Annotated in this window: 23 protein-coding genes and 1 tRNA gene; 6 read left to right on the top strand and 18 right to left on the bottom strand. The window is 34.2% G+C overall.

What is annotated here, in order from left to right; genetic code table 11:
• Nucleotides 1–498: 498 nt before the first annotated feature.
• The 4 genes from ACEN25_RS09375 to ACEN25_RS09360 form a co-directional block, all read right to left on the bottom strand.
• The gene (locus ACEN25_RS09375; protein WP_441802681.1) at nucleotides 499–3,027 is read right to left on the bottom strand and encodes a ribonucleoside-diphosphate reductase subunit alpha; all 2,529 of its coding nucleotides are present in this window, start codon (nucleotides 3,025–3,027) and stop codon (nucleotides 499–501) included.
• Nucleotides 3,028–3,174: 147 nt separating this feature from the next.
• Nucleotides 3,175–4,161: a ribonucleotide-diphosphate reductase subunit beta gene (locus tag ACEN25_RS09370; RefSeq protein WP_028377236.1), complete on the bottom strand. Its 987-nt coding sequence runs from the start codon at nucleotides 4,159–4,161 to the stop codon at nucleotides 3,175–3,177.
• Nucleotides 4,162–4,608: 447 nt separating this feature from the next.
• On the bottom strand, nucleotides 4,609–5,286 hold the full coding sequence (locus ACEN25_RS09365; protein ID WP_441802680.1) for an HD domain-containing protein: 678 nt from the start codon (nucleotides 5,284–5,286) through the stop codon (nucleotides 4,609–4,611).
• A 16-nt stretch (nucleotides 5,287–5,302) separates the two neighbouring features.
• Nucleotides 5,303–6,055: a lysophospholipid acyltransferase family protein gene (locus ACEN25_RS09360; protein ID WP_441802679.1), complete on the bottom strand. Its 753-nt coding sequence runs from the start codon at nucleotides 6,053–6,055 to the stop codon at nucleotides 5,303–5,305.
• Between the two features lie 172 nt (nucleotides 6,056–6,227).
• On the opposite strand from ACEN25_RS09360, the gene ACEN25_RS09355 reads away from it, so the two are divergent.
• Nucleotides 6,228–6,590, top strand: coding sequence for a hypothetical protein (locus tag ACEN25_RS09355; protein WP_441802678.1), 363 nt, complete (start codon nucleotides 6,228–6,230; stop codon nucleotides 6,588–6,590).
• On the opposite strand, the gene ACEN25_RS09350 is transcribed toward ACEN25_RS09355, so the two are convergent.
• The 5 genes from ACEN25_RS09350 to ACEN25_RS09330 form a co-directional block, all read right to left on the bottom strand.
• On the bottom strand, nucleotides 6,570–7,283 hold the full coding sequence (locus ACEN25_RS09350) for a TVP38/TMEM64 family protein (protein ID WP_441802677.1): 714 nt from the start codon (nucleotides 7,281–7,283) through the stop codon (nucleotides 6,570–6,572). The genes ACEN25_RS09355 and ACEN25_RS09350 overlap by 21 nt on opposite strands.
• 14 nt (nucleotides 7,284–7,297) lie before the next feature.
• Nucleotides 7,298–7,492: a helix-turn-helix transcriptional regulator gene (locus ACEN25_RS09345; RefSeq protein ID WP_441802676.1), complete on the bottom strand. Its 195-nt coding sequence runs from the start codon at nucleotides 7,490–7,492 to the stop codon at nucleotides 7,298–7,300.
• A complete protein-coding gene (locus ACEN25_RS09340) occupies nucleotides 7,489–7,878 on the bottom strand; it encodes a hypothetical protein (protein WP_441802675.1) in 390 nt (129 codons plus the stop codon). Before ACEN25_RS09340 ends, ACEN25_RS09345 begins: the two co-directional genes overlap by 4 nt.
• 353 nt (nucleotides 7,879–8,231) lie before the next feature.
• Nucleotides 8,232–8,663, bottom strand: a complete 432-nt coding sequence (locus ACEN25_RS09335; protein ID WP_441802674.1) for a hypothetical protein — start codon at nucleotides 8,661–8,663, stop codon at nucleotides 8,232–8,234.
• Between the two features lie 182 nt (nucleotides 8,664–8,845).
• Nucleotides 8,846–9,340 carry a hypothetical protein gene (locus ACEN25_RS09330; RefSeq protein WP_441802673.1) on the bottom strand — a complete coding sequence of 165 codons (495 nt, stop codon included), beginning with the start codon at nucleotides 9,338–9,340 and terminating at the stop codon, nucleotides 8,846–8,848.
• 86 nt (nucleotides 9,341–9,426) lie between these two features.
• On the opposite strand from ACEN25_RS09330, the gene ACEN25_RS09325 reads away from it, so the two are divergent.
• Nucleotides 9,427–9,684, top strand: a complete 258-nt coding sequence (locus ACEN25_RS09325) for a helix-turn-helix domain-containing protein (RefSeq protein WP_441802672.1) — start codon at nucleotides 9,427–9,429, stop codon at nucleotides 9,682–9,684.
• A 202-nt stretch (nucleotides 9,685–9,886) separates the two neighbouring features.
• Here the strand turns inward: ACEN25_RS09325 and ACEN25_RS09320 are convergent, their stop codons facing one another.
• Nucleotides 9,887–10,321, bottom strand: a complete 435-nt coding sequence (locus ACEN25_RS09320) for a JAB domain-containing protein (RefSeq protein ID WP_441802671.1) — start codon at nucleotides 10,319–10,321, stop codon at nucleotides 9,887–9,889.
• An 81-nt stretch (nucleotides 10,322–10,402) separates the two neighbouring features.
• Nucleotides 10,403–10,801, bottom strand: coding sequence for a hypothetical protein (locus tag ACEN25_RS09315; protein ID WP_441802670.1), 399 nt, complete (start codon nucleotides 10,799–10,801; stop codon nucleotides 10,403–10,405).
• Between the two features lie 264 nt (nucleotides 10,802–11,065).
• On the opposite strand from ACEN25_RS09315, the gene ACEN25_RS09310 reads away from it, so the two are divergent.
• Complete coding sequence (locus tag ACEN25_RS09310; RefSeq protein ID WP_441802669.1) at nucleotides 11,066–12,055, top strand: HindIII family type II restriction endonuclease; 990 nt, start codon at nucleotides 11,066–11,068, stop codon at nucleotides 12,053–12,055.
• Here the strand turns inward: ACEN25_RS09310 and ACEN25_RS09305 are convergent.
• The 7 genes from ACEN25_RS09305 to rseP form a co-directional block, all read right to left on the bottom strand.
• Complete coding sequence (locus ACEN25_RS09305) at nucleotides 12,052–14,361, bottom strand: DNA methyltransferase (RefSeq protein WP_441802668.1); 2,310 nt, start codon at nucleotides 14,359–14,361, stop codon at nucleotides 12,052–12,054. The two genes, ACEN25_RS09310 and ACEN25_RS09305, sit on opposite strands and share 4 nt — an antisense overlap.
• Nucleotides 14,362–14,489: 128 nt before the next feature.
• Nucleotides 14,490–15,500: a DUF3871 family protein gene (locus ACEN25_RS09300; RefSeq protein WP_441802667.1), complete on the bottom strand. Its 1,011-nt coding sequence runs from the start codon at nucleotides 15,498–15,500 to the stop codon at nucleotides 14,490–14,492.
• Complete coding sequence (locus ACEN25_RS09295; protein ID WP_441802666.1) at nucleotides 15,478–16,341, bottom strand: AAA family ATPase; 864 nt, start codon at nucleotides 16,339–16,341, stop codon at nucleotides 15,478–15,480. Before ACEN25_RS09295 ends, ACEN25_RS09300 begins: the two co-directional genes overlap by 23 nt.
• A 140-nt stretch (nucleotides 16,342–16,481) precedes the next feature.
• On the bottom strand, nucleotides 16,482–18,974 hold the full coding sequence (locus ACEN25_RS09290; RefSeq protein WP_441802665.1) for a DEAD/DEAH box helicase: 2,493 nt from the start codon (nucleotides 18,972–18,974) through the stop codon (nucleotides 16,482–16,484).
• A 90-nt stretch (nucleotides 18,975–19,064) separates the two neighbouring features.
• Nucleotides 19,065–20,267, bottom strand: a complete 1,203-nt coding sequence (locus ACEN25_RS09285) for a site-specific integrase (RefSeq protein WP_441802664.1) — start codon at nucleotides 20,265–20,267, stop codon at nucleotides 19,065–19,067.
• A 253-nt stretch (nucleotides 20,268–20,520) separates the two neighbouring features.
• Nucleotides 20,521–20,594, bottom strand: a tRNA-Asn gene (locus tag ACEN25_RS09280).
• 176 nt (nucleotides 20,595–20,770) lie between these two features.
• Nucleotides 20,771–22,105, bottom strand: coding sequence for an RIP metalloprotease RseP (rseP, locus tag ACEN25_RS09275; protein WP_441802663.1), 1,335 nt, complete (start codon nucleotides 22,103–22,105; stop codon nucleotides 20,771–20,773).
• Between the two features lie 244 nt (nucleotides 22,106–22,349).
• Here rseP and ACEN25_RS09270 point away from each other — a divergent pair, with 244 nt between their 5' ends.
• From ACEN25_RS09270 to feoB, 3 genes are all read left to right on the top strand, one after another.
• Complete coding sequence (locus ACEN25_RS09270; protein WP_441802662.1) at nucleotides 22,350–23,030, top strand: SCO family protein; 681 nt, start codon at nucleotides 22,350–22,352, stop codon at nucleotides 23,028–23,030.
• Between the two features lie 163 nt (nucleotides 23,031–23,193).
• A complete protein-coding gene (locus ACEN25_RS09265) occupies nucleotides 23,194–23,361 on the top strand; it encodes a FeoA family protein (RefSeq protein ID WP_410503393.1) in 168 nt (55 codons plus the stop codon).
• Nucleotides 23,358–25,460, top strand: a complete 2,103-nt coding sequence (gene feoB / locus ACEN25_RS09260; protein ID WP_441802661.1) for a ferrous iron transport protein B — start codon at nucleotides 23,358–23,360, stop codon at nucleotides 25,458–25,460. The genes ACEN25_RS09265 and feoB overlap by 4 nt, the downstream gene beginning before the upstream one ends.
• Nucleotides 25,461–25,468: the final 8 nt, after the last annotated feature.

Below are 25,468 nucleotides of genomic sequence, written 5' to 3'. Positions count from 1 at the left end.
ACTAAATATTGTTGATAGCGTTCCTACTCATATAGTATTTATATATAAAAGCTATTGCGATAATTTGAATACACACAGCCAGAATTGATCCTTCAAACCCAAATGCACCGCCATTTAAAAGATTAGCATCCTGAATATCAAATTTAACAATGGAGTAAAAATCCTGCCCACTTAGATTAAACCCAAAATAGGACTGAAAGAGATTCCAGCTAAAATTTAAGCCTCTAGGAAACCATAGATTTCTCGTTTATAAATTCGAAATGCTTAAAAGCACCCCCGCTAGAAACAGGTTTATATATGCTATATCATTAAGATTGGGATTTAGCCAATGCATTAATACAGGAGAACACGAGCCCATCCCCTTTTTTCCCTTTCCATGCTAAATTTGAGTTTAATTTGAGTTTTACAATGTTAGTAGAGCACTAGTTATTCCGCATAAAAAAAGCCCTCTCTAAACGAATAGAAAGGGCGATTTTCAATTAACTACTTAAATTGTTATTAAGAACCACACATTAGGCAATCATCATCACCTTCGGCTGCTTTTGCCTGCGCTATGATTGCTTTCATTTCTGCAGCACTCATAGGTTCTGTATTTATTTCTTTTTCTACAGCTACCTCTACAGATGCCGCTTCTTTTACTTCATAGGGCTTAGCACGCTCTTCAACAGAATCTGGTCTATGAATGGGTCCTGCCGTAGCTTTTAGCGTTTCTGCAGCGCGCTGAGCTACATGTATTTCCTGAACGGGCTCTTGCTTTGCTTCTTTATTAAGTGTGAACTTAATCGCATCTACCGCAGACTTCGTTCTTAAATAATACATTCCTGTTTTAAGACCACTTTTCCAGGCATAGAAGTGCATTGAAGTAAGCTTAGAGAAGTTTGCGTTCTCCATAAACAGGTTGAGTGATTGAGACTGGTCAATAAAATACCCTCGATGACGAGACATATCAATAATGTCTTTCATACTTAATTCCCAAACGGTTTTATAAAGCTCTTTTAAATCTTCCGGAATACCGTCTATGTGCTGTATAGAACCATTTGCACGCATAATCGCTTGCTTTAATTCTTCATTCCATAAACCTAATTCAACTAAATCTTCAAGAAGATGTTTGTTTACAACAATAAACTCACCAGAGAGTACCCGTCTTGTATAAATATTAGAAGTATACGGCTCAAATGCTTCATTGTTTCCTAAAATCTGTGAGGTAGAAGCAGTAGGCATAGGTGCAACCAATAACGAGTTACGCACACCGTGCTCCATAACTTCTGCACGCAGTTTACCCCAATCCCAGCGACCGCTTAATTCTTCATCTTTAATTCCCCATAAGTTGTGCTGAAATTCTCCTTTAGAAATGGGCGAACCTTCAAATGTAGAGTATGCTCCTTCTTCTTGTGCCATTTCTTTTGATGCGGTTACCGCGGCAAAATAAAGGGTTTCAAAGATTTCCTGATTCAGTTTCTTCGCTTCGTCAGAGGTAAATGGTAAACGTAATTTTATAAAAGTATCTGCAAGACCCTGAACACCTAAACCAATGGGGCGGTGACGCAGGTTACTGTTTTCTGCTTCTTTAACCGGGTAGTAATTACGGTCGATAACTCTATTTAAATTACGGGTTACTCGTTTTGTAATTCTATATAATTCTTTATGGTCAAACTGCCCGTCTTTAATAAACATAGGCAAACCTATAGAAGCAAGGTTACAAACCGCAACTTCGTCAGGGCTTGTATATTCCATAATTTCAGTACATAAGTTAGAAGAACGTATGGTACCTAAATTTTGCTGGTTTGACTTACGGTTTGCAGCATCCTTATACAACATATAAGGGGTTCCTGTTTCAATCTGAGATTCTAAAATCTTCTCCCAAAGTTCGCGTGCTTTTATGGTCTTGCGCCCTTTACCTTCAGATTCATATTTTAAGTATAACTGCTCAAACTCTTCACTGTGAACGTTAAATAAGTTAGGACACTCATTAGGACACATTAGCGTCCAGGTATCATTATTTTGAACACGTTCCATAAATAAATCTGGAATCCACATTGCATAGAATAAATCACGCGCACGCATCTCTTCTTTACCGTGGTTCTTCTTTAAATCTAAGAAGTCAAAAATATCTGCGTGCCACGGCTCAATATACATTGCAAACGAACCTTTACGCTTTCCGCCGCCCTGATCTACATATCTCGCGGTGTCGTTATAAACGCGCAACATAGGTACAATACCATTTGAAGTTCCGTTTGTACCCCCTATATAAGACCCTGTAGCTCTAACATTATGAATAGACAAGCCTATACCTCCTGCACTCTGCGAAATTTTCGCCGTTTGCTTTAAGGTATCGTAAATACCATCTATACTATCATCTTGCATTGTAAGTAAGAAACAAGAAGACATTTGAGGTTTAGGTGTACCCGAATTGAATAAGGTAGGTGTAGCGTGCGTAAAGAACTTTTTAGACATCAACTCATACGTTTCCTTTACTGAAGCAAGGTCGTCTAAGTGAATCCCTACAGCAACGCGCATAAGCATATGCTGCGGGCGCTCTGCTATCTTACCATTTATCTTTAGTAAATAAGAACGTTCTAATGTTTTAAAGCCAAAATAATCGTAACCAAAGTCTCTGCTGTAAATTATTGAAGAATCAAGTTCTTCTTTGTGCTTGCTAATTACTGCATAAACATCATCTGCAATAAGCGGCGCTTTTTTACCGGTACGTGGGTTCACGTACTCATACAAATCTGTCACCACCTCACTAAAGGTTTTCTTAGTGTTTTTATGCAGGTTAGATACAGAAACACGGGCAGCTAACTTGGCATAATCTGGGTGAGATGTCGTCATTGTAGCCGCAACTTCTGCAGCTAAATTATCAAGCTCACTAGTGGTTACACCATCATATAAACCTTCAATAACACGAAGCGAAATTTTAACCGGATCAACCAGCGGGTTTAGACCATAACACAGTTTTTTAATACGTGCAGTGATCTTGTCAAACATTACCGGCTCTTTGCGGCCATCCCTTTTTACTACATACATAAGGCTTCAGTTTTAAAGATTTTTCAAAATTATTTTGGCGAAATTTTGAAAAAAGTGGTTTATGGGTCAAAATGAAATACATTTTAACCTGAATTAAAATAAATATAGTATTGTGTATTTGGCCTAAGCCAAAATGAAAATTATAATCTAAAAATCAGCATCAAAGCTAATTTTCTGACCTTCGGTACCGCCGCTTCCGCTTGCAACACCCGCCTTCTGGTACTCACCTACACGCTTCTCAAAGAAGTTAGTTTTACCCTGAAGGGAAATCATATCCATAAAATCAAAGGGATTTGTGGTATTGTACTCCTTCTCGCACTCTAACTCTACAAGCAATCTATCTGTAACAAACTCAAGATATTGTGTCATTAATTTAGAATTCATTCCTATTAAACTAGCAGGAAGTGACTCTGTAATAAACTCACGCTCAATATTTAAAGCATCAACAATAATCTCGCGAATGCGTTCTTTAGGAACTTTATTAATTAAGTGATTGTTGTGCAAGTGCACCGCAAAATCACAATGTACACCCTCATCTCTTGAAATCAACTCATTTGAGAACGTAAGACCTGGCATAAGTCCTCTTTTCTTTAACCAGAAGATAGAGCAAAATGCACCTGAAAAGAAAATACCTTCTACGGCTGCAAAAGCGATTAAACGCTCCGCAAAAGAAGGACTATCAATCCATTTTAACGCCCAGTCTGCTTTTTTCTTGATTGCAGGAAAGGTTTCGATCGCATTGAATAGCTGATCTTTTTCTTTTTCATCTTTAACGTAGGTGTCAATAAGCAACGAGTACGTTTCAGAATGAATATTTTCCATCATAATCTGAAAGCCGTAGAAAAATTTAGCCTCAGAATATTGTACTTCATTTACGAAGTTTTCTGCAAGATTTTCATTTACGATACCGTCTGAAGCGGCAAAGAATGCTAAAATATGTTTTATAAAGTAACGCTCATCTGCATTTAGCTTAGTGGTCCAGTCTGAAAGATCCTGGTGTAGATCAATCTCTTCTGCAGTCCAAAAGCTCGCTTCAGATTTTTTGTACCACTCCCAGATATCAGGGTGTTGTATTGGAAAAATCACAAATCGATTTTTGTTTTCCTGTAAAATTGGCTCTACTGCATTACTCATGTCCGTCTATTTTTTTAGTGATTAAGTACCGATAATTAGGGACTAACAAATATCAAAAAAAAAGAAGGGTTAAAGCCGAAAAGCGGCCTGACGTTTTCAACAAAGTTTTCAACATTGAGCATAAACAAGAATTTACCTACAACATGCAGAAAATCATTGCAAAAACTTGAAAACGAGGTAATTATACTAATATATAATACTTAGAAATATACTGTTTTTTAACCTCTAAAAAGCTCCTTAGCAAGTGCAATTACAGGCGTTTGAAAGTGTTTCTCCTGAGCTTTTTTTGGGCTGAAAAAGTTATTAAAAATGTTATTTTCTTATCAAGAAGAGTGCTAAACTTTAACAGTTACAAGCTTCCTTATAGATTAAGTAATTCACTTTAGCCTCTTGTCGTTTTTTAGTGTTAAAAAGCAATCTAAACCGAAAATCTAAATAAGGCAACAATTACAAGCTTCCCTCCCATTCTGCATAAAATTGAGTTAGAAAATCTTCCATAAACTCGTGCCGCTTTGCCGCTATTTTTTTTGCCGTCTCTGTATGCAGCCGGTCTTTAAGAAGTAAAAGCTTCTCGTAGAAGTGGTTAATGGTGGGTGCATCAGACTTCTTATATTCTTCAGCAGTCATATCTAGTTTTGGCGGTATAGCAGGATCGTATAATTTTCGGTTTTTAAAGCCGCCATAATTAAACGCGCGTGCAATTCCTATGGCTCCTATCGCATCAAGACGGTCTGCATCCTGCACGATCTTTAGTTCAATACTGTTATGTTCTGTCTTTCGGTTTCCGCCTTTAAACGAGATATTTTCAATAATAAGAATCACAGCCTCAATAAGACTTTCTGCAGCATTTTCATTTTTTAAAAACTCCCGTGCAACTCGTGGACCTACGTGCTCATCACCATCGTGAAATTTTGAATCTGCAATATCATGCAATAAGGCTCCTAAGGCAACAACCATAATATTTGACGTTTCGCCCTGTGCGATATGCAACGCATTTTTATAAACACGTAAGGTATGAAACCAGTCGTGGCCCCCTTCAGCATTTAAAAGCGTTGTTTTTACAAAAACACTGGTTTTCTCAATGAGTTCGATGTCTGATTTATGTAAGTGTAAAAGCGCGTTCAATTGAAGATATTTTAAATTAAGATCTGTGCTGTCGTATTTCTTTAAAGTCTGCCAAAACCACGGCCTGTACAATTTTCACTAATTCTTCAGGATCGTGATTTGCTACCGGAATAGGGGTGTGTACGTGATGCTTTACGTGAACCCCTATGTCTTGCGGAAAACCTCCCCAGCGCATCAACTTCCACGAATTATTAATGGTAACAGGTACTACCAGAGCTGTGGGCATAAATTTAAACAAGGTAACTAAACCTCCTTTAGCAAACTCCTTTGGGACACCGGTTTTACTGCGTGTTCCTTCCGGAAAAATTACAACAGATCTGTTTGTCGCATTCAATGTTTTAGTGAGATCCCGTATTGCAAGTATAGATTGTCTTTTGTCTTTTCGGTCTATTAATGCTGAACCTCCTTTGCGCAGGTTATACGAGATACTGGGAATACCTCTGCCCAGCTCTACTTTGCTTACAAACTTAGGATGAAGACGTCTTAAATGCCAGATTATAGGTGGAATATCCCACTGCCCCTGATGGTTTGCCACAATAATTATAGGCTGGTCGCGCTTTATCGTATGCTTATTTTCAAAACTGAATCGCGTACCTAATAGATTGAGCGTACGCATAATCATAAAATTGAGGTAATCTACACTCTTTTTATGCGCCTGATATCCTAAAAGGTTATAACACAACCATTGTATGGGATGAAAAATTACTATTACCAGGCCAAAAGCGAGATAGAAGATAATACTTAGGGGGTATGCTATTAGTTTTCTCATCGTGCTAACATTGAAGGCAAAGAAAAGACTTCGCGCTAAACCTACAAATTTAAAGATAATGATTGTTTAAAATAAACCCGATTGGCCTCAATTGAAAGCATACCCATTTCTGGGGAGAAACCCCCTAACACACCTAAGCATGCTCCTGTATCTTCGCTATTAAGAAATAGAAATGAAAAGATCTCTTAAAATAAGAATTACTGTTTTTCTGGTGCTCATGAACTGTGTTGCCTTAAGCGTTAATTATTTTGGTATCTCCCCAAAAATAAAGGCTACTGCAGAACATAAGACAGTTGAGATTTTTTTGTTTACAGATTCAGAGATCGGCTTAAAGTCCCAGTTGCAACAAGTTGGGTATTTAGAGCATACGTCTGACGGTTTCTGGCCTTTTGAAGCTTTTTATGTAAATACTTCAGTAAGCGCTACAGATTACACCGCAAGATTTAGGGGCTTTTTTGCCGGTTTTGATTTTTCTGAATTTGTATTTTACAACAGTATGCTTTTAGGTACCTTATTATTTCTTAGACTCTGGTGATTTATTGAGTTTCTTTTTACGACGTTTACTCCAATACACATACAGGCCAAAAATCACAAGACTTACTACAGAACCCCATAAAAGTCCGGTTTTCATACCTTCAGAGCGCTCTCCCATTATTGCAATAAAAAGTGTTAATGGCGCCACACCAAGAAGTGTGGCGCTTATAAATCGCAGATAATTCATTTTTAATATTCCGCCTACAAAACTAATGGCATCATTAGATAAAAACGGATTTAAGCGTGTTATTGCAATAGCCCAAAAGCCATAATCCTCAATAAAATCTTCGAGCTTAGCTTCGGTAGAAGAGCCTATCAATTTATTAATTAATCCAGATCCTAATTTTTTACCTAAAAGATACCCCACGCTAGAAGCGCAGCCTATAGCCACAAACACGAGTAAACTTCCCCAAACGGGCCCGTAAGCAAGAATACAAACAGCCATAAGTACTACAGAGGGAATTATAATTAAAAACATCTGGGCGATCATCGCTACAATTAACACAACAGGTCCTACCCAGCCAAAGGAAGAGACCCACTTCTCAATACGCTGCTCATCCCCACTGGTTAAAATTTCCCAGGCCTTATTAAAAAAGGTTTGCACATCTGGGATAAAAAAGTAGGCCAGTACCAGACTTACAAACAGCAAGACCGAAACCAGTTTAGGTAGATTATTTGAGATAAATTTCTGCATGGTAATATTTTAGACTAGGGCTCATAGACAAACAGCTCTTCTATGGTACATTTAAACACAGCTGCCAGCCTAAAAGCGGTAGGTAAACTTGGGTCAAATTTACCTTTTTCTATGGCATTAATCGTCTGCCGCGAGACTTCTATGCGGTTTGCTAAATCTTCCTGAGTGAGATTAAATGTGCCTCTTAGCGTTTTGATGTTGTTTTTCATGAGTACTTTCGGCTATTAATGGCAGTACAAACTATATACGTCACCCCCATAAACAACACCAGAGTGCTAATCTCAGCATCAGAATTGAGTAAGCCGGTAGTATCTAATTGAGAATAGGCTAGACCTACCACAACGGTGAGCCCAAGGGTAAGCCCCATAGATTCTAATTGAATTTTACGTTGCAACTCATCAGCCGCGTTTACAAATTTTCTATTGGCAAGCACCATACCTACTCCCACAGCCAGACTTAGTAAAATGGCAATGCCCGTAAGCAGTGATGACTCCCATAAATACATAGAGCCAAAAGTTACCAGGGCTGTGGTACACACCCAGGCCAATGCCCACATTAAAAGATACTTTTTTGAAAATTTTTGTTTTGATTTCATAATTGATTGTTTTTTGATTTATGTAAAGTACACTTTACAAATATAAACCTATTTTCAAATGTAAAGCAAGCTTTACATCAAGATATTTATGAAAATCGAATTTTTGAGGAAGTTATGGATAGGGGAAGTTGAGGGTGGTAAGAAGTTGTAAATGAATTTTATAAAAAGAATGAAGCCTTAAGTATTAATGGATAAGGCTTAGTTTTGCTCCCCCTCTTGGGCTCGAACCAAGGACCCTTTGATTAACTCAGCCCCTATAAATAAAAGGTTTACTCTGGTGTGCATTTCTACTAACATAATAGTATAACCTAATTGTATGCCTTATGGTTAATATTATTTAATTAATATAGGTGTTATAACCTATTAGTTTTACTTGATTTAATTCTTGGTAAACTTGCATTTTTAGATATTTTCAGCATAAAATAATTATTATTTAACTGAACTAAGCTTATAGCTACACCATTAGAATAACTTTCTAAAGCAAATCTTTCACTATAGGGATCTTTAGATAAGGGTTTGTCTATTGGTAATTCCTCATTAAGTGAATTCCTAAACAGATCAAAGTTTTCCTTGTGAATTTTATATTGAATTGTATTCAACACTCCTTTCCAGAAATGTAGATAACATACTGCTTGAAAAGCTCTGCCAAATAAATATAATTCAGAATATCTATAACTCGCATAGTATTTTGAGTCTTCATTAAATTCCTTCAAAAATTCTAAACTGACATTGTTTTCTTCAAAGTTTGATCCTACTTCATACGGAATACTATTTAATAGATTCATTTTGTCAAGAATTTTATTATGGACCAAAACACTATCCATAAGACAACAGTACTCAAAAACCACCTAATGTACCCTGCAAATGTATCAGGATTTACTAAGTACCAACTATAAATTGCTGCTAGCATAGAACAAAGGACAAATCTTAATTCTTCACCATCTTCATTTTTACTCATACCCAAGGCTTAAAACATATTTAAATCTATAACCTCTATACCTTTCAATTTGAATAGGTGCATCATTGCTCTTTTTCCTTTTTCAGCTAGAGCTTTATCCTCGGATAAGGATATAAAAATGTCATTAATATACTCTGTCACAAAACCATCTTTATAACCTATCAAATGAGATCTAAAGTCTTCATCCTTACCAAGATTTATTTGAAGTGCATATTTCTCAGCTTCTTCACTTTTAATCTTTTCTAATGAAATGCTTTTTATATCAGAGAAGAAAACCAAATAGGTTAAAGTATTCATTACTTTACCATCTTCCAGCCTTTGAATGATATACAAAAACCTGTCATTTTCTCCTGAATTAGTCAATTTAAACTCTGCATTTGTCTTCTCAAATGGTGGATTTTCTTCAATAATATATTTTAAATAATCAGAGGTTTCCTCAAGTGTTTGAGCACTGATTGAATTGCACACAAGTAGTGCAACTACAACATAAATTAACTGTTTCATTTTAATAAAATTTGGTTAGGTTGCCATATATGACAATATAGTTCTTCAATATAATCAGTTGCTTTGACTTGTCAAATATGACAAGTGTGAAAGAGTCTGATTTAGATAATATAAGAGCTGAACTCCTCAAAAATGTTGGAAAGAATATCCAGCATATTAGAGAGGAGAAAGGTCTGTCTCAATTTGACTTAATTACTAGAATGCTAGGTGAATTTGATGTAACAAATGTATCTAGAATAGAATCTGGCAGGAACAACCCTACCCTATTTACATTATACAGAATAGCCAAAGCACTTGATGTAAGTTTACCCAAATTACTTGATTATTCAACTAGTGCAGAATAAATTTTGGCTATTAGGCAGTTAGTGCGCTGTATCCCTTCATACTGCTATACATTAAGATATATATTAAGAAACCTACTCTTATTGGACTAATTCATTCCAATAAAAAGCAAGTTTCGGCTATAATATATATATCTACACTATTAATATGATTCATTAAAAATCTATTTTTTGAGCTTTATAAACATATCCACACACATCAAAATTATAATAGTCCATCATCCTTAAAGCTTGTATAAGACTCTCTAGAAATAACTAAATGATCTAGCAGTTCAATATCTACAATTGAACAAGCTTCTTTAATCCTGTTTGTAAGTGTCTTATCTATTTCACTAGGTTGTACCTGCCCTGATGGATGGTTATGAACTAAGATTATTGAACTTGAGTGTGCTTTAATTGCTACATTAAGAATAATCTTAATATCTACAATACAGGAGGTACTACCCCCTTTAGATAATTCATAAACTCCAAGTACTGTATTAGCCCTGTTGAGTAATATTACCTTCACTTCTTCCATAAAATCTATTATGTTGAGATCCCAGTGGTTTAGTATTAACTCATAAGCAGAACTACTACTTGATATCTTTATCTTTTGTTCATTCTTATTTATATAAGACACTTTAATTTCTGCAGCTTTCATAAGTAAAAAAATAAAAATCCGTCCACTTTTGAAGTCATACCTATTAGGTACAAAGTCATTTCTGGACGGATTAATTAATAATTAAATAGCTTGGTGAGCTAAATCTGAAACTCCATTTCTAGAAAAGATATAGTTGTCTGCCATAAGCTGATCAACTAATTTTTCTTGTCTAGCTGTATTATCAGATTCTGGCACAAATACCCATCTGTGTTGAAGTACAAGTTCTTCCCCTGTTTCTTGTATTACATAGTTATAAGGCTCTACTTCTTTCTTCTGAATAGATCCTGGCATTTCAGAACCTACTAGAGCTTTACAAGTTTGCTCATCAAATGTGCTTGTTACATAAGCTTTCTTAGCAGTAGCATAAAACTGCCCTGTTTCTTTACTTAGAGTCATCTCAATGCCTCCCTGTAATTCTAAAATAAAGAATGAAGTACCATCCTCTTTTTCTCTTTGTTTAAATCCAACAATTCTAACCATTGTATATTATATTTGAGTTGATAAAAACCTGATCAATGCAACTAGAGCTTAAGAGACTAGTGAAATGACTAGACTGAAAAAGACAATCAATTGAATTAAGTTTTATTCAGGTACAGAAAAGTTTATCCCTGCACTAATGGGTGGGGGTAGTTGGTGCGGTTTGAAACAGGGGGGGGTATTTTGAGGGAGAGTCACGAAGCTGCAAATATTATGTTTATTAATTTTTTTAGTTAAAAAGAATATATATTGCAGGAAATTAAGATTATGGAGCAAATTATACTTGAAGTATTTGGTTTAAATATAAATGAAGAAGAAAGGTTCGAAAGCTATGACTATATAGAAAAATTCATATCTGAAAATGTTCTTAGTTGGGATATTGCTCCAGATACTGAAGTTTTAGAACAAACCTTTGCAATACAAATAAAAGAATTAAGTAATAATGAATTAAGTTTTTTGTTACTTCATTCTGGATATATTCCAGAATTCTACAAACACGATTCATCACAAGAAACATTATATTCTAAACTAATTGAATCTCTCGTTTGTGAATGGGCAATCAGAATAGGGTTTGAAGACTCTTATCTACAAAAACAAAAATCAAATAGGGAAGACATTACAATTAAAAGAGGTAATTCAATAATTGTTGGAGATTCTAAAAGTTTTAGACTTGGTAGAAGTCAGGCAGCCCCAAATGTCAAAGACACAATTAAGCAGAAAAATTTTTCTGATTGGCTTAAACCATATAGAGATAATGATATAAAAGCTGGATTAATAACTTTTCCATCACTAATGGATTGGAAAAATAAAAGCAAGGCTTATGAATATTTTACAGATAACACCTTACCTATCCTATTTCTTTTCTATGAACACCTCTCTTTTATATTATTAAAAGAGACTTTGGGTTTTCAAAGTCTCTTTGATCTAATTTCAGATTATAAAAATATATTTCAAGAATCAACATCTAGTAGTGCCACCTACAGAAAAGGTATAGAAACGAAGTTATTTCAAGATGAACTTTCAACTTCATTCGAAGAGTTTAAAACTTTGGCAAAAAAAATATTAAATGAAAAAGTTCATCATTCTATCAAAAGAATTGAAGAGGAGGCTGTTTTAACAAAACAAAGAATAACGGCTGATATTGAATTACTAACACCAGAAAAATTAAAGAAAATAGCTATTTCTTCAACTTATCAAAATCAGTATGGCCAAACACTTAAACAACTTACTAATATTAAAAAATTTAGAACAGATTAGATTTTTGAAAGTATCAACCTCGAGACTTTCACAATTTCACTACTACTCCTTTTAGCTACAGTATTTAAATTCAAGCCACTAAAAATTGAAAATATTTGAATTAAAACATCCTTGTCACTTTCATTAGATGATATTTTTGTCTTGCTATTATACCTAAATTTATCAAACATAATTTTAGCTTCCTTCAATTGGCAGTTCACTTTAATACTGTCTACATTAATTAAATTAAAAGGAATTAATTTCCACTCATTATCAATTAGGCTATTTTCGCGCAACACCTCTAAATTAAAATCCTGATCTAAAAGTTTGGAAATATAATTGAAGGTTATGTTATCAAATTTCTCGAAATTCGAATTAACCGAAATAATTGAATATTCTCTTATGATATTCTTATATGAAATTTCAAAGGAAGTACCTGTAAGAAGTGAATTTTTACAAGCCAAAGCAGCTAAATATATTACTTTTTGACTGTCTAATATTTCTCCGTTATTAACTTTAATATCTATTTCTAAAACATTTTCTGAAACAGGTTGAATGAGACTTCTGTCTTTTTTAATTGAAAAAACAATCACTCCATTCAATGCTTCATATGACATTGCCCTTGGCCTTGCAATTCTTTCCATTTCAATTGGAACACAATCCTCAATGAACAAATCTGCTGCTTTTAGGGATTCTGCTATCACCTGCCACCCCTCAAATGTTTTGTGTGAATACAATAGCAGGAGTTTTCCATTAGGTTTCAGAACACGATTAACCTCTTTAAATACACCTGACATTAAATTTTTATAGTGATTTTCATTTTTTCCATTCTTCTTACCATTTGCTAGATCTACAATAGCTTCAAACTTTAAATCATTTGACAAGTCAGATTTAGGGTTAAAAGTGGTTTTAATTAAAACTTCAAACCAAGGTCTAAAGAATTCACTTAATCCTGTATAATCTATTGAATCATAATAAGGTGGATCAGTTAAAACTATATCTATCTCCTTGTCACCAATGGGAAGATCTGTTGATGAACCACTTATAATATTTACTCCTTTTTTGAAATCCAATTTTTGAAAAGTATCGCAAACTCTTCTTAATTTTGATCTTAGATTAGATCCTCTTTTATAAAAAGGATTAATTTCGATATAATCCCACTTCATTCCTACACCTGGTCCAGCCAAACTTCTCCCTGTTTGCTCATTTTGTGGTATCCACATTGTCCCAGTACTATTCCAATCAACTAGAAGCTCTATCAAACTAGTTAATGCTAATACTATTTGTTTTGCAGTGTTTGCTCCATAAAGTTTAAATAGGTTTTGGTATTCAATCTTAATTTCATCAATCAACCCAAGAAGTATCAATAGCTGTCTATCATTAAAAAAATCTTTTGCTTTTTTTAAATCATATAAGGTTGGATTTATTACCCCTCCTCTCTTGCTAACTTTAGCCTCAGGTATTAGATGTTTAAGATTCTCAATTTCTTTTTTAATCTCAGAATGATATACTTTTAATATTTTATCTAGCTTATTATTGATAGGAAGATAATCCTTTTTATTCACATCATTATAATAACACAATGCAAATGGTTTACTGCCTAAAGTATTTGAGACACAAAACTTCTTAATATCATTATAAGTGTTTTCATAACCACAATTAGAACAAATGAATGTTTTAATATTAGCTTTTAAATTATCTACATCATCTGAAATTTGATTTTTATCATCAATAATAATTGTCTTTTTAGCTTTTTTACTCAAATATTGAAATTTCCTTAATTCTAATTCTGAATTACACTCTTTACACTTTGCGGTTTTCGAATAAAAAATAACGTATGGCTCTATAGAGCCTAATTTATAATACTTTGAATATTTAGTTTCTAACCTATCTATAACGTCATTCCCTGCACTTCTCAAAATTTCAGAAAAATTATCTACAGTTGAAGAATTGAAAATGGTTTCTTGTAATAAAGTTGCAACTGGATTTAATTCTGCACTAAAAGTTTCAAAACCAAGTCTTGAACTTTCAAACGGTATTGATCCTCCTCCTGCAAAAACGTCTAAAACCTTGATGTTTTTCGTATCAAATTTTTTAGAAAATGATTCAAGTATTTTCTTTGATGGATTAATTTCTGAAATTAAGCCTTCATCAACTAAAGGTTCAATATTATTAATTTTGTAGACTTCTTGAATAAGCAGATTACGCATTGCAGTTGTTGGGCGCCTCGCCCACCAGACTTTTAAAGAATTATAATGTTGTTTTCTAATATACTTTTCTTTTACCCCTATTTCACTAATTAATTTTGGAGTTAACTTAATTTTCATTGTAGTTTATTATAAAATCTTATTGTGAGCAAACTTAATTCTATTAATTAAAATATCCTTGGAGTGCCAAATATGAAAGGTTAATATATTTTAAAAATACCCAGCCTCAAAAGAGAACTGGGTATCACTCAACTCAAAAACCAATGGTAGTTAGAATTACCATTGAGAGTTTTTGCCAAACCATTTGTAAATTCAAATGCATTGACATTCCTATCTGAGAAGGTGTCTATATAGCTACTCTTATTAGCTGAAGTAAAAAGGTTATACACATTCCAAAGGTTAATACTACCCTCTTCATTTATACAAAACCTTTCATCCTGATAATAATCTTTTGCTATAGTTGTAATCTGCCCATCATTAAGTAATAATGGTGGTATTTCAGATTTCTGTTCTTTAGGCAGGTAATTGTATAGTCTTGCCTTCCCTATTAATTGTGCAAACTGAGATTCAGTAAGACTATATTGAGTGAGAGTTTCCAGCTCCCTTAGGTGTCTTTCTGCATCATAGCTTGATATTAACTCTTGCACTTTACCTGCAAGTTCATTTACACTACTTACGCGCATTTCAGAAGAAAAACCATCTGTACTAATACATAGATTGCAACACACCATATTTTGGAACCCTATAAACACTTGGAACTTCTCTACTGACTTCTTACTGTAAAGGTTCTCCCTATTGTAAGATCTTACTCCACCTATAGTTAAAGCCAGCCTATTACCATTTATAATTTGAGTTATACTAGGCACACGTATAATGAAAGCCATTCTCTCATAATAAGTAGTCTTCTCGTGCTCTAGGAGGTCTTTTGCAGCCTTATATATTGCACTAGGTGTTCTGCCTTTAATCTGATGACTAATGCGCACCTCTGGGGCTTCTATTCTATGATGTGAAAAAACCTTACTTACAGATTCCTGAGCCACTTCTATGAACTCTTGATGTGCAATAGTCTTTTCATTGTCCTTGCTAAATACAGGAATTATACAATCCTTCTGTAAATGAGAAAGGCTAACACTTTTAGTATTAGCCTCTATAAATGGATTCTTATTTACAATATCTTCCTCTGTATCATATACTATTATGTTAGTAGTTTTTACTGGGGTTAATTCCATATTTGGTTTAAGAGTGAGCACTGTGTCCATTTTGACTAAATTTTTGAGGGTTTAATAAGTGTGTTTTAGCTTCTATAGTTTCCTTCTGAAGTTTAAAGTCTGGAGCTAGTTCCTGAGTACTGTAGTATTGCTGGTATAAGGCTCTTAATTGTTCCAGATCTTTACAGCTCTGTATTTTAAGTCTTGTATCCTCTAAGGTTTCACCATCATTACACCATTCCAGAATCTTCTTCCCTGTGGCAGAATTAATAGTAAACTCAGGCTTGCCAGAAAATAAGTTGGTTCTGTCTTTACTTGCAACAGCAAAATGTTTAGAGTCTATATCAAATACTAAAGTAAATTCATAATCCACTCCATCCCTTTGTACAGCCTTTAAGCCTACTTTTTCAGGAATATACTTTCCATCTTTCTGGTTCAGTACATAGTCCTGCTTGGTTCTCATTGTGGCTATAATGTGAGCATCAGCCTGTAAAATTTTGTCTACAAATGCACGCTGGCGAGGTGTAACCTTATTCCAATTCGAAAATGAGTTGCCTGGAAGCTTGGAATGAAAATCTAATAGTTCATCCCAGACCTGAGATATTGAATCTAGGATAATCACTTTCATCCCAGCTTTGAGACATACATCTATAGCTTGAATATACTTTTCTGGTGTAAATGGTGGTGTTAATGAGAGTACATTATATTGTCCCAAATGAGCATATAAATCTGCACTTCCATTTTCACTATCTACAATAGCTACTTTAGAAAAATCTCCATTGATTAATCCTTTTGCTAATAGTAAACTAGAGTAGGTTTTCCCACTTCCAGCTGATCCTTGTAGAGCCATTTTAATCTTGGCTCTTTTTCTTTCTGACTTTCTTAAGTTCATAATTATGTGGTATTTATGATTAATATTTAAATGAAAAATCCTTCATATTACTATGAAGGATTTTAAAGCTTATTTGATATGTATTTAACGGATCTAATCCGTCCATTTTTGATTTCTAATATATAGAGGTCCAATTCAATTTAGGACATATTGATTTTAACTAATTTACCATCAATTACCTCATACGAATTGTTTTCCCAAAATTCATCTGAAAAGTTAGTATCAGCTGAACTTAGAAAGTCAATTGCTAAATTGATTTCGAAGAGAGGTTTGGTCTCAACAACTATCCCAATATGGCGTCTTGAACCTGTGCTAAGTCTACTATCCTCTACTACTAGAAAATCTTCTATCAGTTTTGTGTAAAATGAGTTGATTTTTTGGGCCTGAGAATAAGCAGGTTTAAATCTTTGCTTGAACTCAAAAATATCTCTAGAAATAAAATAATCACTATTAACTAAATGGTCAATCATTTGATTAAATCTTGGAAGATCAATTGACTGAATAAAAGTACTACTTGGCTTTTTCAGTATATAATGAAAATTTCCTCTATTTGTATTATTTGCTTCTCTAAATGAAGCAATCAACCTATCCCTAAAATATTTCAAGTTCCTAAAACAGTTCACTCTTGAAATCACTTCACTTGTCAAATTGGGTTGTTCAAGATCAAAATTCATTGCAACAACTATACAAGACATAAAATAATCACTTCTAGAATAAATATTATCTCGTAAATCACCATCAACAAGAAATCTTTCATTAAATCCTGGGTGCAATTGCCTGTGCATAAAACCTAATAGTTCTACTTCAAAAGCTCTGTCTTTATTTTCAATTATCAAGACCTGTGACCCTGTCTGCGTAAGGTGATAAAGCTTGTAATAATTAAATAAATGATTTTTAAATTCTAAGTATCTATAAAAGTCAGTAGTTTCAGAATACACTATAAAATTTCCTTCGTTGATGTAGTTTTCTTCAAACAAATATTCCAAGGTATTTTGAATTGACCCTTCAGGGAATATTAAAGATGCCTTTGCTGTATAAGCTGTTAAATTGCAGTTTACAAATTGGTTTGTAGCAGCACAATATGTTACAAAAGAAGATAAATCTTTACCTAAAAATTTAATATTATTAGCTAAATAATTTTCTCCATTTTCAAGCATAAATGATTTAAATGCCGGAAATTCTAATCTTGGTCTATTAGATCTGTCCTGTTGATTAACAAGTGTTATTTGGTTTCTAACATTTTCTCTTAACTTATTCTCATAAAAATCATTGACTAGGAAACTGTGACGAGAATATGGAATATAATTAACAGGTTTTCTTACTTCAATGAAATCTTTTACTTCATCATAAAACTCAATGAACTTCTCTTTTTTATCTCCATCAAATGGTAAAGTAGAATAGTTGAATTTCTCAGGGGGAGGAAGAATTATATGAATTTCTCCTCCACGCTTTCTTTGTCGAGCTAAAGCTTGAATAATAGAATTTATACCATTTGAAAATATTCCATTAGCAGTTTGAAAACCATTTTTAGATCCTTTCGGAGGTAGGATTATTAAAAAAGCGTGATCTCTCTTCTTTATGCTGACACCAGTTTTAAAATTTGTACCAACATTACATTTAGTATTGTCAAATCTGTTAGTTAAAAGATCATCATCACTATTTCTCAAATACGTATTTGATGTACATCTATTTATAACATTATATTTAGTATAGAGAACTTCTCCAATACCATCATCTCTATTATCAATAATATCATCTGCAAGCTTTTTAGAAAAGCACAAAATATCAACATCCTTTGATCTATCTATAAGCTCTCTAACAACATCAGTTATTTCGAGATTATTATATTTATAGTAAAGTGCAGGATTGTAATGAAGATGTAGATCACTAAGGTTATTAGGGATTCGAGTTCTTTTAGATTCAATTATTTGAATTCTATCATCCGTGAGTTCAGCTAAATATTCTATTACAACTTTTGAGGCCTCATTATATGTTGCACTTAAAATAATATTTTTATGTAATACAGGCTGCCACTTCCATAAATTAAAAATATACTCTTCCTTAAAATTATGAATTGCATCGTGTATTTCATCCATAATAATAACAACCTTTCTCCCCACTCTTTGGCATTCTCTAGAAAGCTTGTTTAAGTATTTTCTTTTACTAGCAGAATTAATTAAAGAATCTGAACCAGGATTTCCTAATAGACCATTAACAGTTATTATATGCACTTTTTTATCCAAGAAAGGTAAACCCGAACCTATATTTTCATATCTAAAAATATCAGTTTCAGCTATTCCTCTATCAGTAATCTCATTAAAATATTGTTCTACTAAACTAACAAAAGGAGATGCTACAAAAATTAAAAAGTCTTGTTCATCCTCGTATAGTCTTTTTAGAACATTTATTATGGCAGTAGTCTTACCTTGTCCTACAGCCGCATTTACAATAACTGTGTTTTTTTGATTTATATTAATATTAGATTCTAATCCCGTTGTAATATACCCATTCACATCTGGCTCAATTATTATCTTTTCACCATTATTTTCTATTATTTGATTCGGAAAATCATCAGGGTTGATCTCTTTAAATTCAGCTGGGAAATCTCGAAAGTAATAATTGACTAAACTCATTTTATTTGGATGAAATTATTTGAATAATTAAAAAACAAAAATCAATAATTTATCATTCAAATAATATTTTCAAATTCAATTTAAAAGTATTTATGACAATTTATCTTTTAAAACAGACATATGATCACTCACTTTTTTCTGCACAATCTTTCCATAGTGCGTTTGAGTAATAGTGATACTAGAATGCCCTAAAAGCTCACTAACTATTTCCATTGGTACATCATTATATAATAACACTGTAGTTGCAAAGGTCTTTCTTGCTGTATGATGAGTCAACCTTTTATCTATACCTACTATATCTGCAATTTCCTTCAGATAGGAATTAAATTTCTGGTTGCTCAATCTTGGAAATATAAATTCAGAATCAATTTTAAATGCCTGGAGAATTTCTAAAGCTTTAGGAAGTAGAGGAATTGATAAAGGTTTACCTGTTTTTTCTCTTTCCATTTTAATCCACAGGTTATTGTCAAATCCTTTTTCTAAATGTTTTGGCTTTAGACCAATCATTTCAGCATATGCTAGACCACTATAGCAACAAAATACAAAGCAGTCTTTTGTGTTTTTGAGTCTCTTTTGAGAAAATTCATAACTTTCAAGCTTTTCTAATTCTAGTTCATTCAAATAAACAATAGTATTTTTAATACTCTTTGATTTGTATAGTAGGAATGGGTCTGCTGTTATCAGCTTCTCAGAAAGTGCAATACGTACTACTTTCCTAAACCTTTGAATTATTTTATTAATAGTTACTTGCTTAAGATCCTTTTCAGTTTTCAGGTAAAAATCCAATTCTGTTAGAAAATTGAGATCTAATCTAGAAAGAGGTATATCCTTAACTTTATATTTCCAGATAATAAAGGCAGTTATATGCTGCCCTATGTAATAAAACTTATCCCAAGTAACTTTCTTTATCTCCAGCCCAATTAGCTTCTTAAACTTCTTTAAATAGCCTTGATAATATTCAGAAACACCAGTTTCATTTTGTTCTGCCTTAACATCTACACCTAAATAACTATTTAAAATATTTTCTATTGTTATAGGTGCATCTTGAACTCTCAATTTTAAATAACAATCATTAAGATTATTAACTATTAATGCCAATTCATTATTTATGGAAGTATCAGAAGAATAATATTGTTTGGATGAATTCCAAAATTTAGGTTTAATGAAAAGTCCAGTAGAGAACTCCTTCCTTTCTCCTTGGAGAGTTAGTCTGCATCTCAATACACAAAAACCCTTTTTATTTACTCTTGCTTTATTTGGATAGAATAAAACAGATAACTTATTAATACTCATAATAAATGTATTAATAAGACATAATATATTATACTATTATGCTAGTAGAAAAATGTATAACCTGATAAAAATACGTACACCGAATTGTACACCTATTTTTTAAATGTATAACCTTATTAGGCGTACATATACGTAAAATACATTTTTTAAGAAATGAATACATTAAGATAGCAAATAAGCTCTAAACCCGCGTAGATACAGGGTTAGTAAAAACAAAAAAGCCTCAACTACAAGTAGTTAAGGCTTAATTTTGCTCCCCCTCTTGGGCTCGAACCAAGGACCCTTTGATTAACAGTCAAATGCTCTAACCAACTGAGCTAAGGAGGAATTTATCTTTAAATTTTAAGATCATCTATCAACATCGCAATGTTGAAGTTTGTTAGGTCTTAAGGAACGTTTCGCTTATTTGCTTTAAGCGGATGCAAATATACACAACTATTTAAACCCACAAAACAATTTTTAAAAAACTTTTTTAAAGCATTTTAAAAATTGTTTTTCTAAGCTTATCCACCCGTGATCCAGCGATACACATCGTTTCCGTTAGCATATAATACTAAGGCAATTAGCAAGAAGAAGCCTATCATCTGCGCATATTCTAAAAATTTGTCGCTAGGTTTTCTTCCGGTAATAATTTCATATAATAAAAACATGACGTGCCCACCATCTAATGCTGGTATAGGCAAAATATTCATAAACGCCAGTATGATCGATATAAATGCGGTAGTTTCCCAAAACGACAACCAGTTCCATGTGTCAGGAAAAAGGCCTGCAATCGCTCCAAAACCACCTACCTGAGAGGCTCCTTTAGAAGTAAACACATATTTAAACTGAGTTACATAATCCCTCAATTTATCATACCCATAACCTACACCTCTGCTAATACTTTCTCCAATACCATATTCCCGCTTACGACGTTCTGGCATTACATAGTCTTTATCTGCAAAGCCAAAACCTACTCCTACCATTTTTTGATCACCCATAGGGATTTCAAATTTGCGTTCTACGCCATCCCGAGAAACAGTAATGGTAGCGATACTATCTTTTTTAGCCTGCAGGGCATAACTCGCATCACTTTTATATTTTATGGGGTAATCATTTATTTTCAATAATTCATCGGTCCCCAACACTCCGGCTTTTTCCGCACCTCCAAAAACCGAATCTAAATAAACCGGTGTACGCGGAAAGTTAACCCCAAACATCTCACCAGATTTAAACAACTGCATCCCAATATCATCAGGAAGGCTTAATTCTTCCTGACTTCCGTTTTCGTGAAGTACCGTAACTTTAGAAACATCACGCATCATTAACATTTGCGGAAACGCTAACTGATCTTCTAATTCTTCACCATTTACAGCAAGTATTTTGTCTCCCTGTTCAAAGCCATATTGCTCCATCGTAGGAGTAAACCCAAAGCCATATTTTAAATCATCTGGAGTAGAATACTCATCACCATAAGTTGCAATAATCATTATGTAGATAAAGAACCCTAGCACAATATTTACGGTAACTCCACCTATCATAACGATAAGACGCTGCCATGCCGGCTTAGAGCGAAACTCCCATTCTTTAGGTTCCTGAGCCATAGCCTCCTTATCCATACTCTCATCTATCATCCCGGCGATTTTTACATAACCACCCAGAGGCAACCAGCCTATACCATAAACTGTTTCCCCTATTTGTTTTTTAAACAGGGCAAATTTGACATCAAAAAACAGGAAAAATTTCTCTACACGTATTTTAAATAGACGGGCCGGTATAAAATGACCAAACTCGTGAAGTACGATTAATATTGAAAGACTCAGAAAAAGCTGAGCACCTTTTACAAAAAATGGATCCATAAATTTTATCTAATAAAAGGTGTCAATCTCATCACGTATTGCAGGGAATGAAAGAAACCTTAAAAACTAAAAACACTATATTAAATGAAAGGCAACAGGCCTTAAAAAGTGCACAAAAGTAACCTTTTACATCCGCATACAAAAGTATTTACAGTGTGCTGCAACGGGCATTTAAAAAGTTAGCCTTAGAATACTTTTGTTAAGCGCGATTCGGGTTGTAATTTTGCAATCTAAAACGCAGTTTATGCTTCAGTTTTTTGCTAAGTACAAAAAGTTTGCCATTGTAATGGTGATCCTTTCCGCAGTAATTCTTTACATATTTTACACCCTTCTTAAACCAGAACCCAGCCTGCCTATTTACCAACCTACGATGGTAGATAATACACTTGTAGACAGCACGGTTCAGTTTGTAAAAAAATACCACAAGATTGCCGACTTTAAACTGGTAAACCAAAACGGAGATACCATTACTCAAAAAGACTATCCCGGGATTTATGTGGCCGATTTTTTCTTTACCACCTGCCAGACGATTTGCCCCATAATGACCGATCATATGCTGCAAATACAAGAAAAGCTGAAAGACGATCCCAAAGTAAAACTACTCTCTCACACGGTGATTCCCGCAACCGATACGGTAGCTCAATTAAAACGCTATGCTATAGAAAAAGGGGTTAATGATGCACAATGGAATCTGGTTACAGGACCCAAAAAAGAAATTTATGAGCTGGCGCGAAAGAGTTATTTGGCTGTAAAAACTGCGGGAAATGGCGATAAATATGATATGATACATACCGAAAATTTTATGCTCATTGATTCTGAAAAACGAATTAGAGGCTTTTATGACGGTACAGATCCTGAAGCTATTGAGCAATTGCTAAAAGACATTGCTATACTTCAAAAAATTGAAAGTCGGGTTTACGACTAAATACCTGCTATTTTAAGCATACTTTATACCTCAAATCTTTTCGAGTCTGTTGCTTTTCCATTACTTTTGCCTTGTTTAAATTCAATCTAAATAAATTTTGATTATCTCATTAGATCTTCTGAAGCGTGGCGAGAAAGCTATAATTAAAGAGTTTACCTTAGATATGGTACCTCTTAAGCTTTTAGAAATGGGATGCCTGCCCGGTAATGAAGTAGAATTGGTTCAGATTGCACCGTTTAAAGACCCCATGTATCTCAACATCAATGGTAGTCACCTGGCAATACGTAAAGAAACCGCCAGTCATATCCTTGTAGAAAAGCTCTCGCAATGAGTAAACAGTTAAACGTAGCCCTTATAGGAAACCCTAATACCGGTAAGACTTCCGTTTTTAATCAATTAACCGGTCTTAAACAACAGGTAGGTAACTACCCGGGAATTACGGTAGAAAAGAAAGAAGGTATATGTAAACTTCCACGAGGGGTAAAAGCACATATACTTGATCTTCCCGGTACCTACAGCCTCAATGCCAGCTCTCTTGATGAGAATGTGGTTATAGAATTACTTTTAAATAAAAACGATAAAGATTATCCAGACGTCGCCGTTGTGGTTTCTGATGTAGAAAACCTAAAACGAAATCTACTGCTGTTTACACAGATTAAAGATTTAAAAATACCTACGATTCTGGTTATCAATATGGCAGATCGTATGCAGCGTAAAGCCATTACACTAGATATTGAAAAGCTTGAAGAGCGTCTGCAGACCAAAATTGCACTGGTGAGCTCGCGTAAAAATACGGGCTTTGAGAATCTTAAAGAACTAATTACAAATTATAAAGAACTCTCTGTTGAACCTTGTGTAAATGCTTCGGTAATTGCGCCAGAATACTTTGACCGTTTACGCAAAGCGTTTCCGAAACAGGATTTGTACAAATTATGGTTGGTTATTACTCAGGATGTAAATTTTGGTAAACTTGACCGTAATGAAATGCAAAGCATTACCAGTTTTCAAACCGAAAGTAAATCTAATCTTAAACGTTTACAGCAAAAAGAAACTATTGTACGCTACCAGTTTATAAACGGTGTTTTAAAAGAAACACTGAGCATAGATCATCTGGCAGCTAAAGATTTGCGCAGCAGACTAGATCGCGTGCTTACTCACAAATTCTGGGGATACATCATCTTCTTTGCGATTTTACTGCTTATTTTTCAGGCGATTTATGACTGGTCTTCCTACCCTATGGATCTTATTGATGAGTCTTTCGCTGCAATGGGAGAATGGGTACGTAATACGATGCCACCGGGTGCGTTTACAAGTCTTATTGCCGAAGGAATCATACCCGGTTTAGGAGGTATTGTAATTTTTATTCCGCAGATTGCCTTTTTATTTCTCTTTATTTCTATACTCGAAGAAAGTGGGTATATGAGTCGTGTGGTCTTTTTAATGGATCGTATTATGCGTCGTTTTGGCCTAAGCGGAAAAAGCATTGTACCACTGGTTTCAGGTACTGCCTGTGCCATTCCTGCGATTATGGCAACCCGTAATATCGAAAACTGGAAAGAACGCCTTATTACCATTCTCGTAACCCCTTTTACTACGTGTAGCGCTCGATTGCCGGTATATCTTATTATTATTTCATTGGTGATACCAGACCAACAAGTACTTTACATTTTCAATCTACAGAGTTTAGTCCTTATGGGGTTATACCTCATTGGGTTTGGTACCGCAATACTTTCGGCCTGGCTTTTAGACCGAATCTTAAAAATTAAAAGCCGTACCTTTTTTGTTATTGAGATGCCTAACTATAAGCTTCCGTTGTTTAAAAACGTTGCCTATAATGTGATCGAAAAGACAAAATCATTTATCGTAGGTGCCGGTAAAATAATTCTTGCAATCTCTATTGTGCTGTGGGTTTTAGCTTCTAATGGTCCCGGAGATGCTTTTAATAATGCCGAAGCAAATGCTGTTGAACGCATGCAAGCCGGAGATTTCCCAGAAAGCGAACTCGATAAACACATCGCTTCAGAAAAACTGGAATACAGCTACATTGGCTACATGGGGAAAGCTATAGAACCTGTTGTGCGTCCTTTAGGTTACGATTGGAAGATAGGCATCGCTATTGTAAGTTCATTTGCAGCCCGTGAAGTATTTGTAGGTACGCTAGCAACCATTTACAGCGTAGGTAGTGACGAAGAAGAAACTATAAAAAACAGAATGGCAGGCGAAGTAAATCCTATTTTAGGTGGCCCGCTGTTTAATCTGGCTAGTGGTGTTTCACTGTTATTATTTTACGCTTTTGCCATGCAATGTATGAGTACCCTGGCGATTGTAAAACGAGAGACAAATACCTGGAAATGGCCCATATTGCAACTGGTAATTATGAGTGGTTTTGCGTATGTCGTGGCTTTAGTAGCTTATCAATTGCTTATTTAGATTTAAAA

Origin of the sequence: Leeuwenhoekiella sp. W20_SRS_FM14 (assembly GCF_052119605.1) — a bacterium.
In the GTDB taxonomy this organism is placed as follows: domain Bacteria; phylum Bacteroidota; class Bacteroidia; order Flavobacteriales; family Flavobacteriaceae; genus Leeuwenhoekiella.
The sequence above is the reverse complement of the archived record's forward strand: the minus strand, read 5'-3'. Positions and strand labels throughout refer to the sequence as shown.

Bases quoted from the DNA above. Each gene is read 5' to 3' on its own strand.
- ACEN25_RS09375 (WP_441802681.1), bottom strand. From the start codon at position 3,027: ATGTATGTAGTAAAAAGGGATGGCCGCAAAGAGCCGGTAATGTTTGAC.
- ACEN25_RS09370 (WP_028377236.1), bottom strand. From the start codon at position 4,161: ATGAGTAATGCAGTAGAGCCAATTTTACAGGAAAACAAAAATCGATTT.
- ACEN25_RS09360 (WP_441802679.1), bottom strand. From the start codon at position 6,055: ATGAGAAAACTAATAGCATACCCCCTAAGTATTATCTTCTATCTCGCT.
- ACEN25_RS09355 (WP_441802678.1), top strand. From the start codon at position 6,228: ATGAAAAGATCTCTTAAAATAAGAATTACTGTTTTTCTGGTGCTCATG.
- ACEN25_RS09350 (WP_441802677.1), bottom strand. From the start codon at position 7,283: ATGCAGAAATTTATCTCAAATAATCTACCTAAACTGGTTTCGGTCTTG.
- ACEN25_RS09345 (WP_441802676.1), bottom strand. From the start codon at position 7,492: ATGAAAAACAACATCAAAACGCTAAGAGGCACATTTAATCTCACTCAG.
- ACEN25_RS09340 (WP_441802675.1), bottom strand. From the start codon at position 7,878: ATGAAATCAAAACAAAAATTTTCAAAAAAGTATCTTTTAATGTGGGCA.
- ACEN25_RS09335 (WP_441802674.1), bottom strand. From the start codon at position 8,663: ATGAATCTATTAAATAGTATTCCGTATGAAGTAGGATCAAACTTTGAA.
- ACEN25_RS09330 (WP_441802673.1), bottom strand. From the start codon at position 9,340: ATGAAACAGTTAATTTATGTTGTAGTTGCACTACTTGTGTGCAATTCA.
- ACEN25_RS09320 (WP_441802671.1), bottom strand. From the start codon at position 10,321: ATGAAAGCTGCAGAAATTAAAGTGTCTTATATAAATAAGAATGAACAA.
- ACEN25_RS09315 (WP_441802670.1), bottom strand. From the start codon at position 10,801: ATGGTTAGAATTGTTGGATTTAAACAAAGAGAAAAAGAGGATGGTACT.
- ACEN25_RS09310 (WP_441802669.1), top strand. From the start codon at position 11,066: ATGGAGCAAATTATACTTGAAGTATTTGGTTTAAATATAAATGAAGAA.
- ACEN25_RS09305 (WP_441802668.1), bottom strand. From the start codon at position 14,361: ATGAAAATTAAGTTAACTCCAAAATTAATTAGTGAAATAGGGGTAAAA.
- ACEN25_RS09300 (WP_441802667.1), bottom strand. From the start codon at position 15,500: ATGGACACAGTGCTCACTCTTAAACCAAATATGGAATTAACCCCAGTA.
- ACEN25_RS09295 (WP_441802666.1), bottom strand. From the start codon at position 16,341: ATGAACTTAAGAAAGTCAGAAAGAAAAAGAGCCAAGATTAAAATGGCT.
- ACEN25_RS09290 (WP_441802665.1), bottom strand. From the start codon at position 18,974: ATGAGTTTAGTCAATTATTACTTTCGAGATTTCCCAGCTGAATTTAAA.
- ACEN25_RS09285 (WP_441802664.1), bottom strand. From the start codon at position 20,267: ATGAGTATTAATAAGTTATCTGTTTTATTCTATCCAAATAAAGCAAGA.
- rseP (WP_441802663.1), bottom strand. From the start codon at position 22,105: ATGGATCCATTTTTTGTAAAAGGTGCTCAGCTTTTTCTGAGTCTTTCA.
- ACEN25_RS09270 (WP_441802662.1), top strand. From the start codon at position 22,350: ATGCTTCAGTTTTTTGCTAAGTACAAAAAGTTTGCCATTGTAATGGTG.
- ACEN25_RS09265 (WP_410503393.1), top strand. From the start codon at position 23,194: ATGGTACCTCTTAAGCTTTTAGAAATGGGATGCCTGCCCGGTAATGAA.
- feoB (WP_441802661.1), top strand. From the start codon at position 23,358: ATGAGTAAACAGTTAAACGTAGCCCTTATAGGAAACCCTAATACCGGT.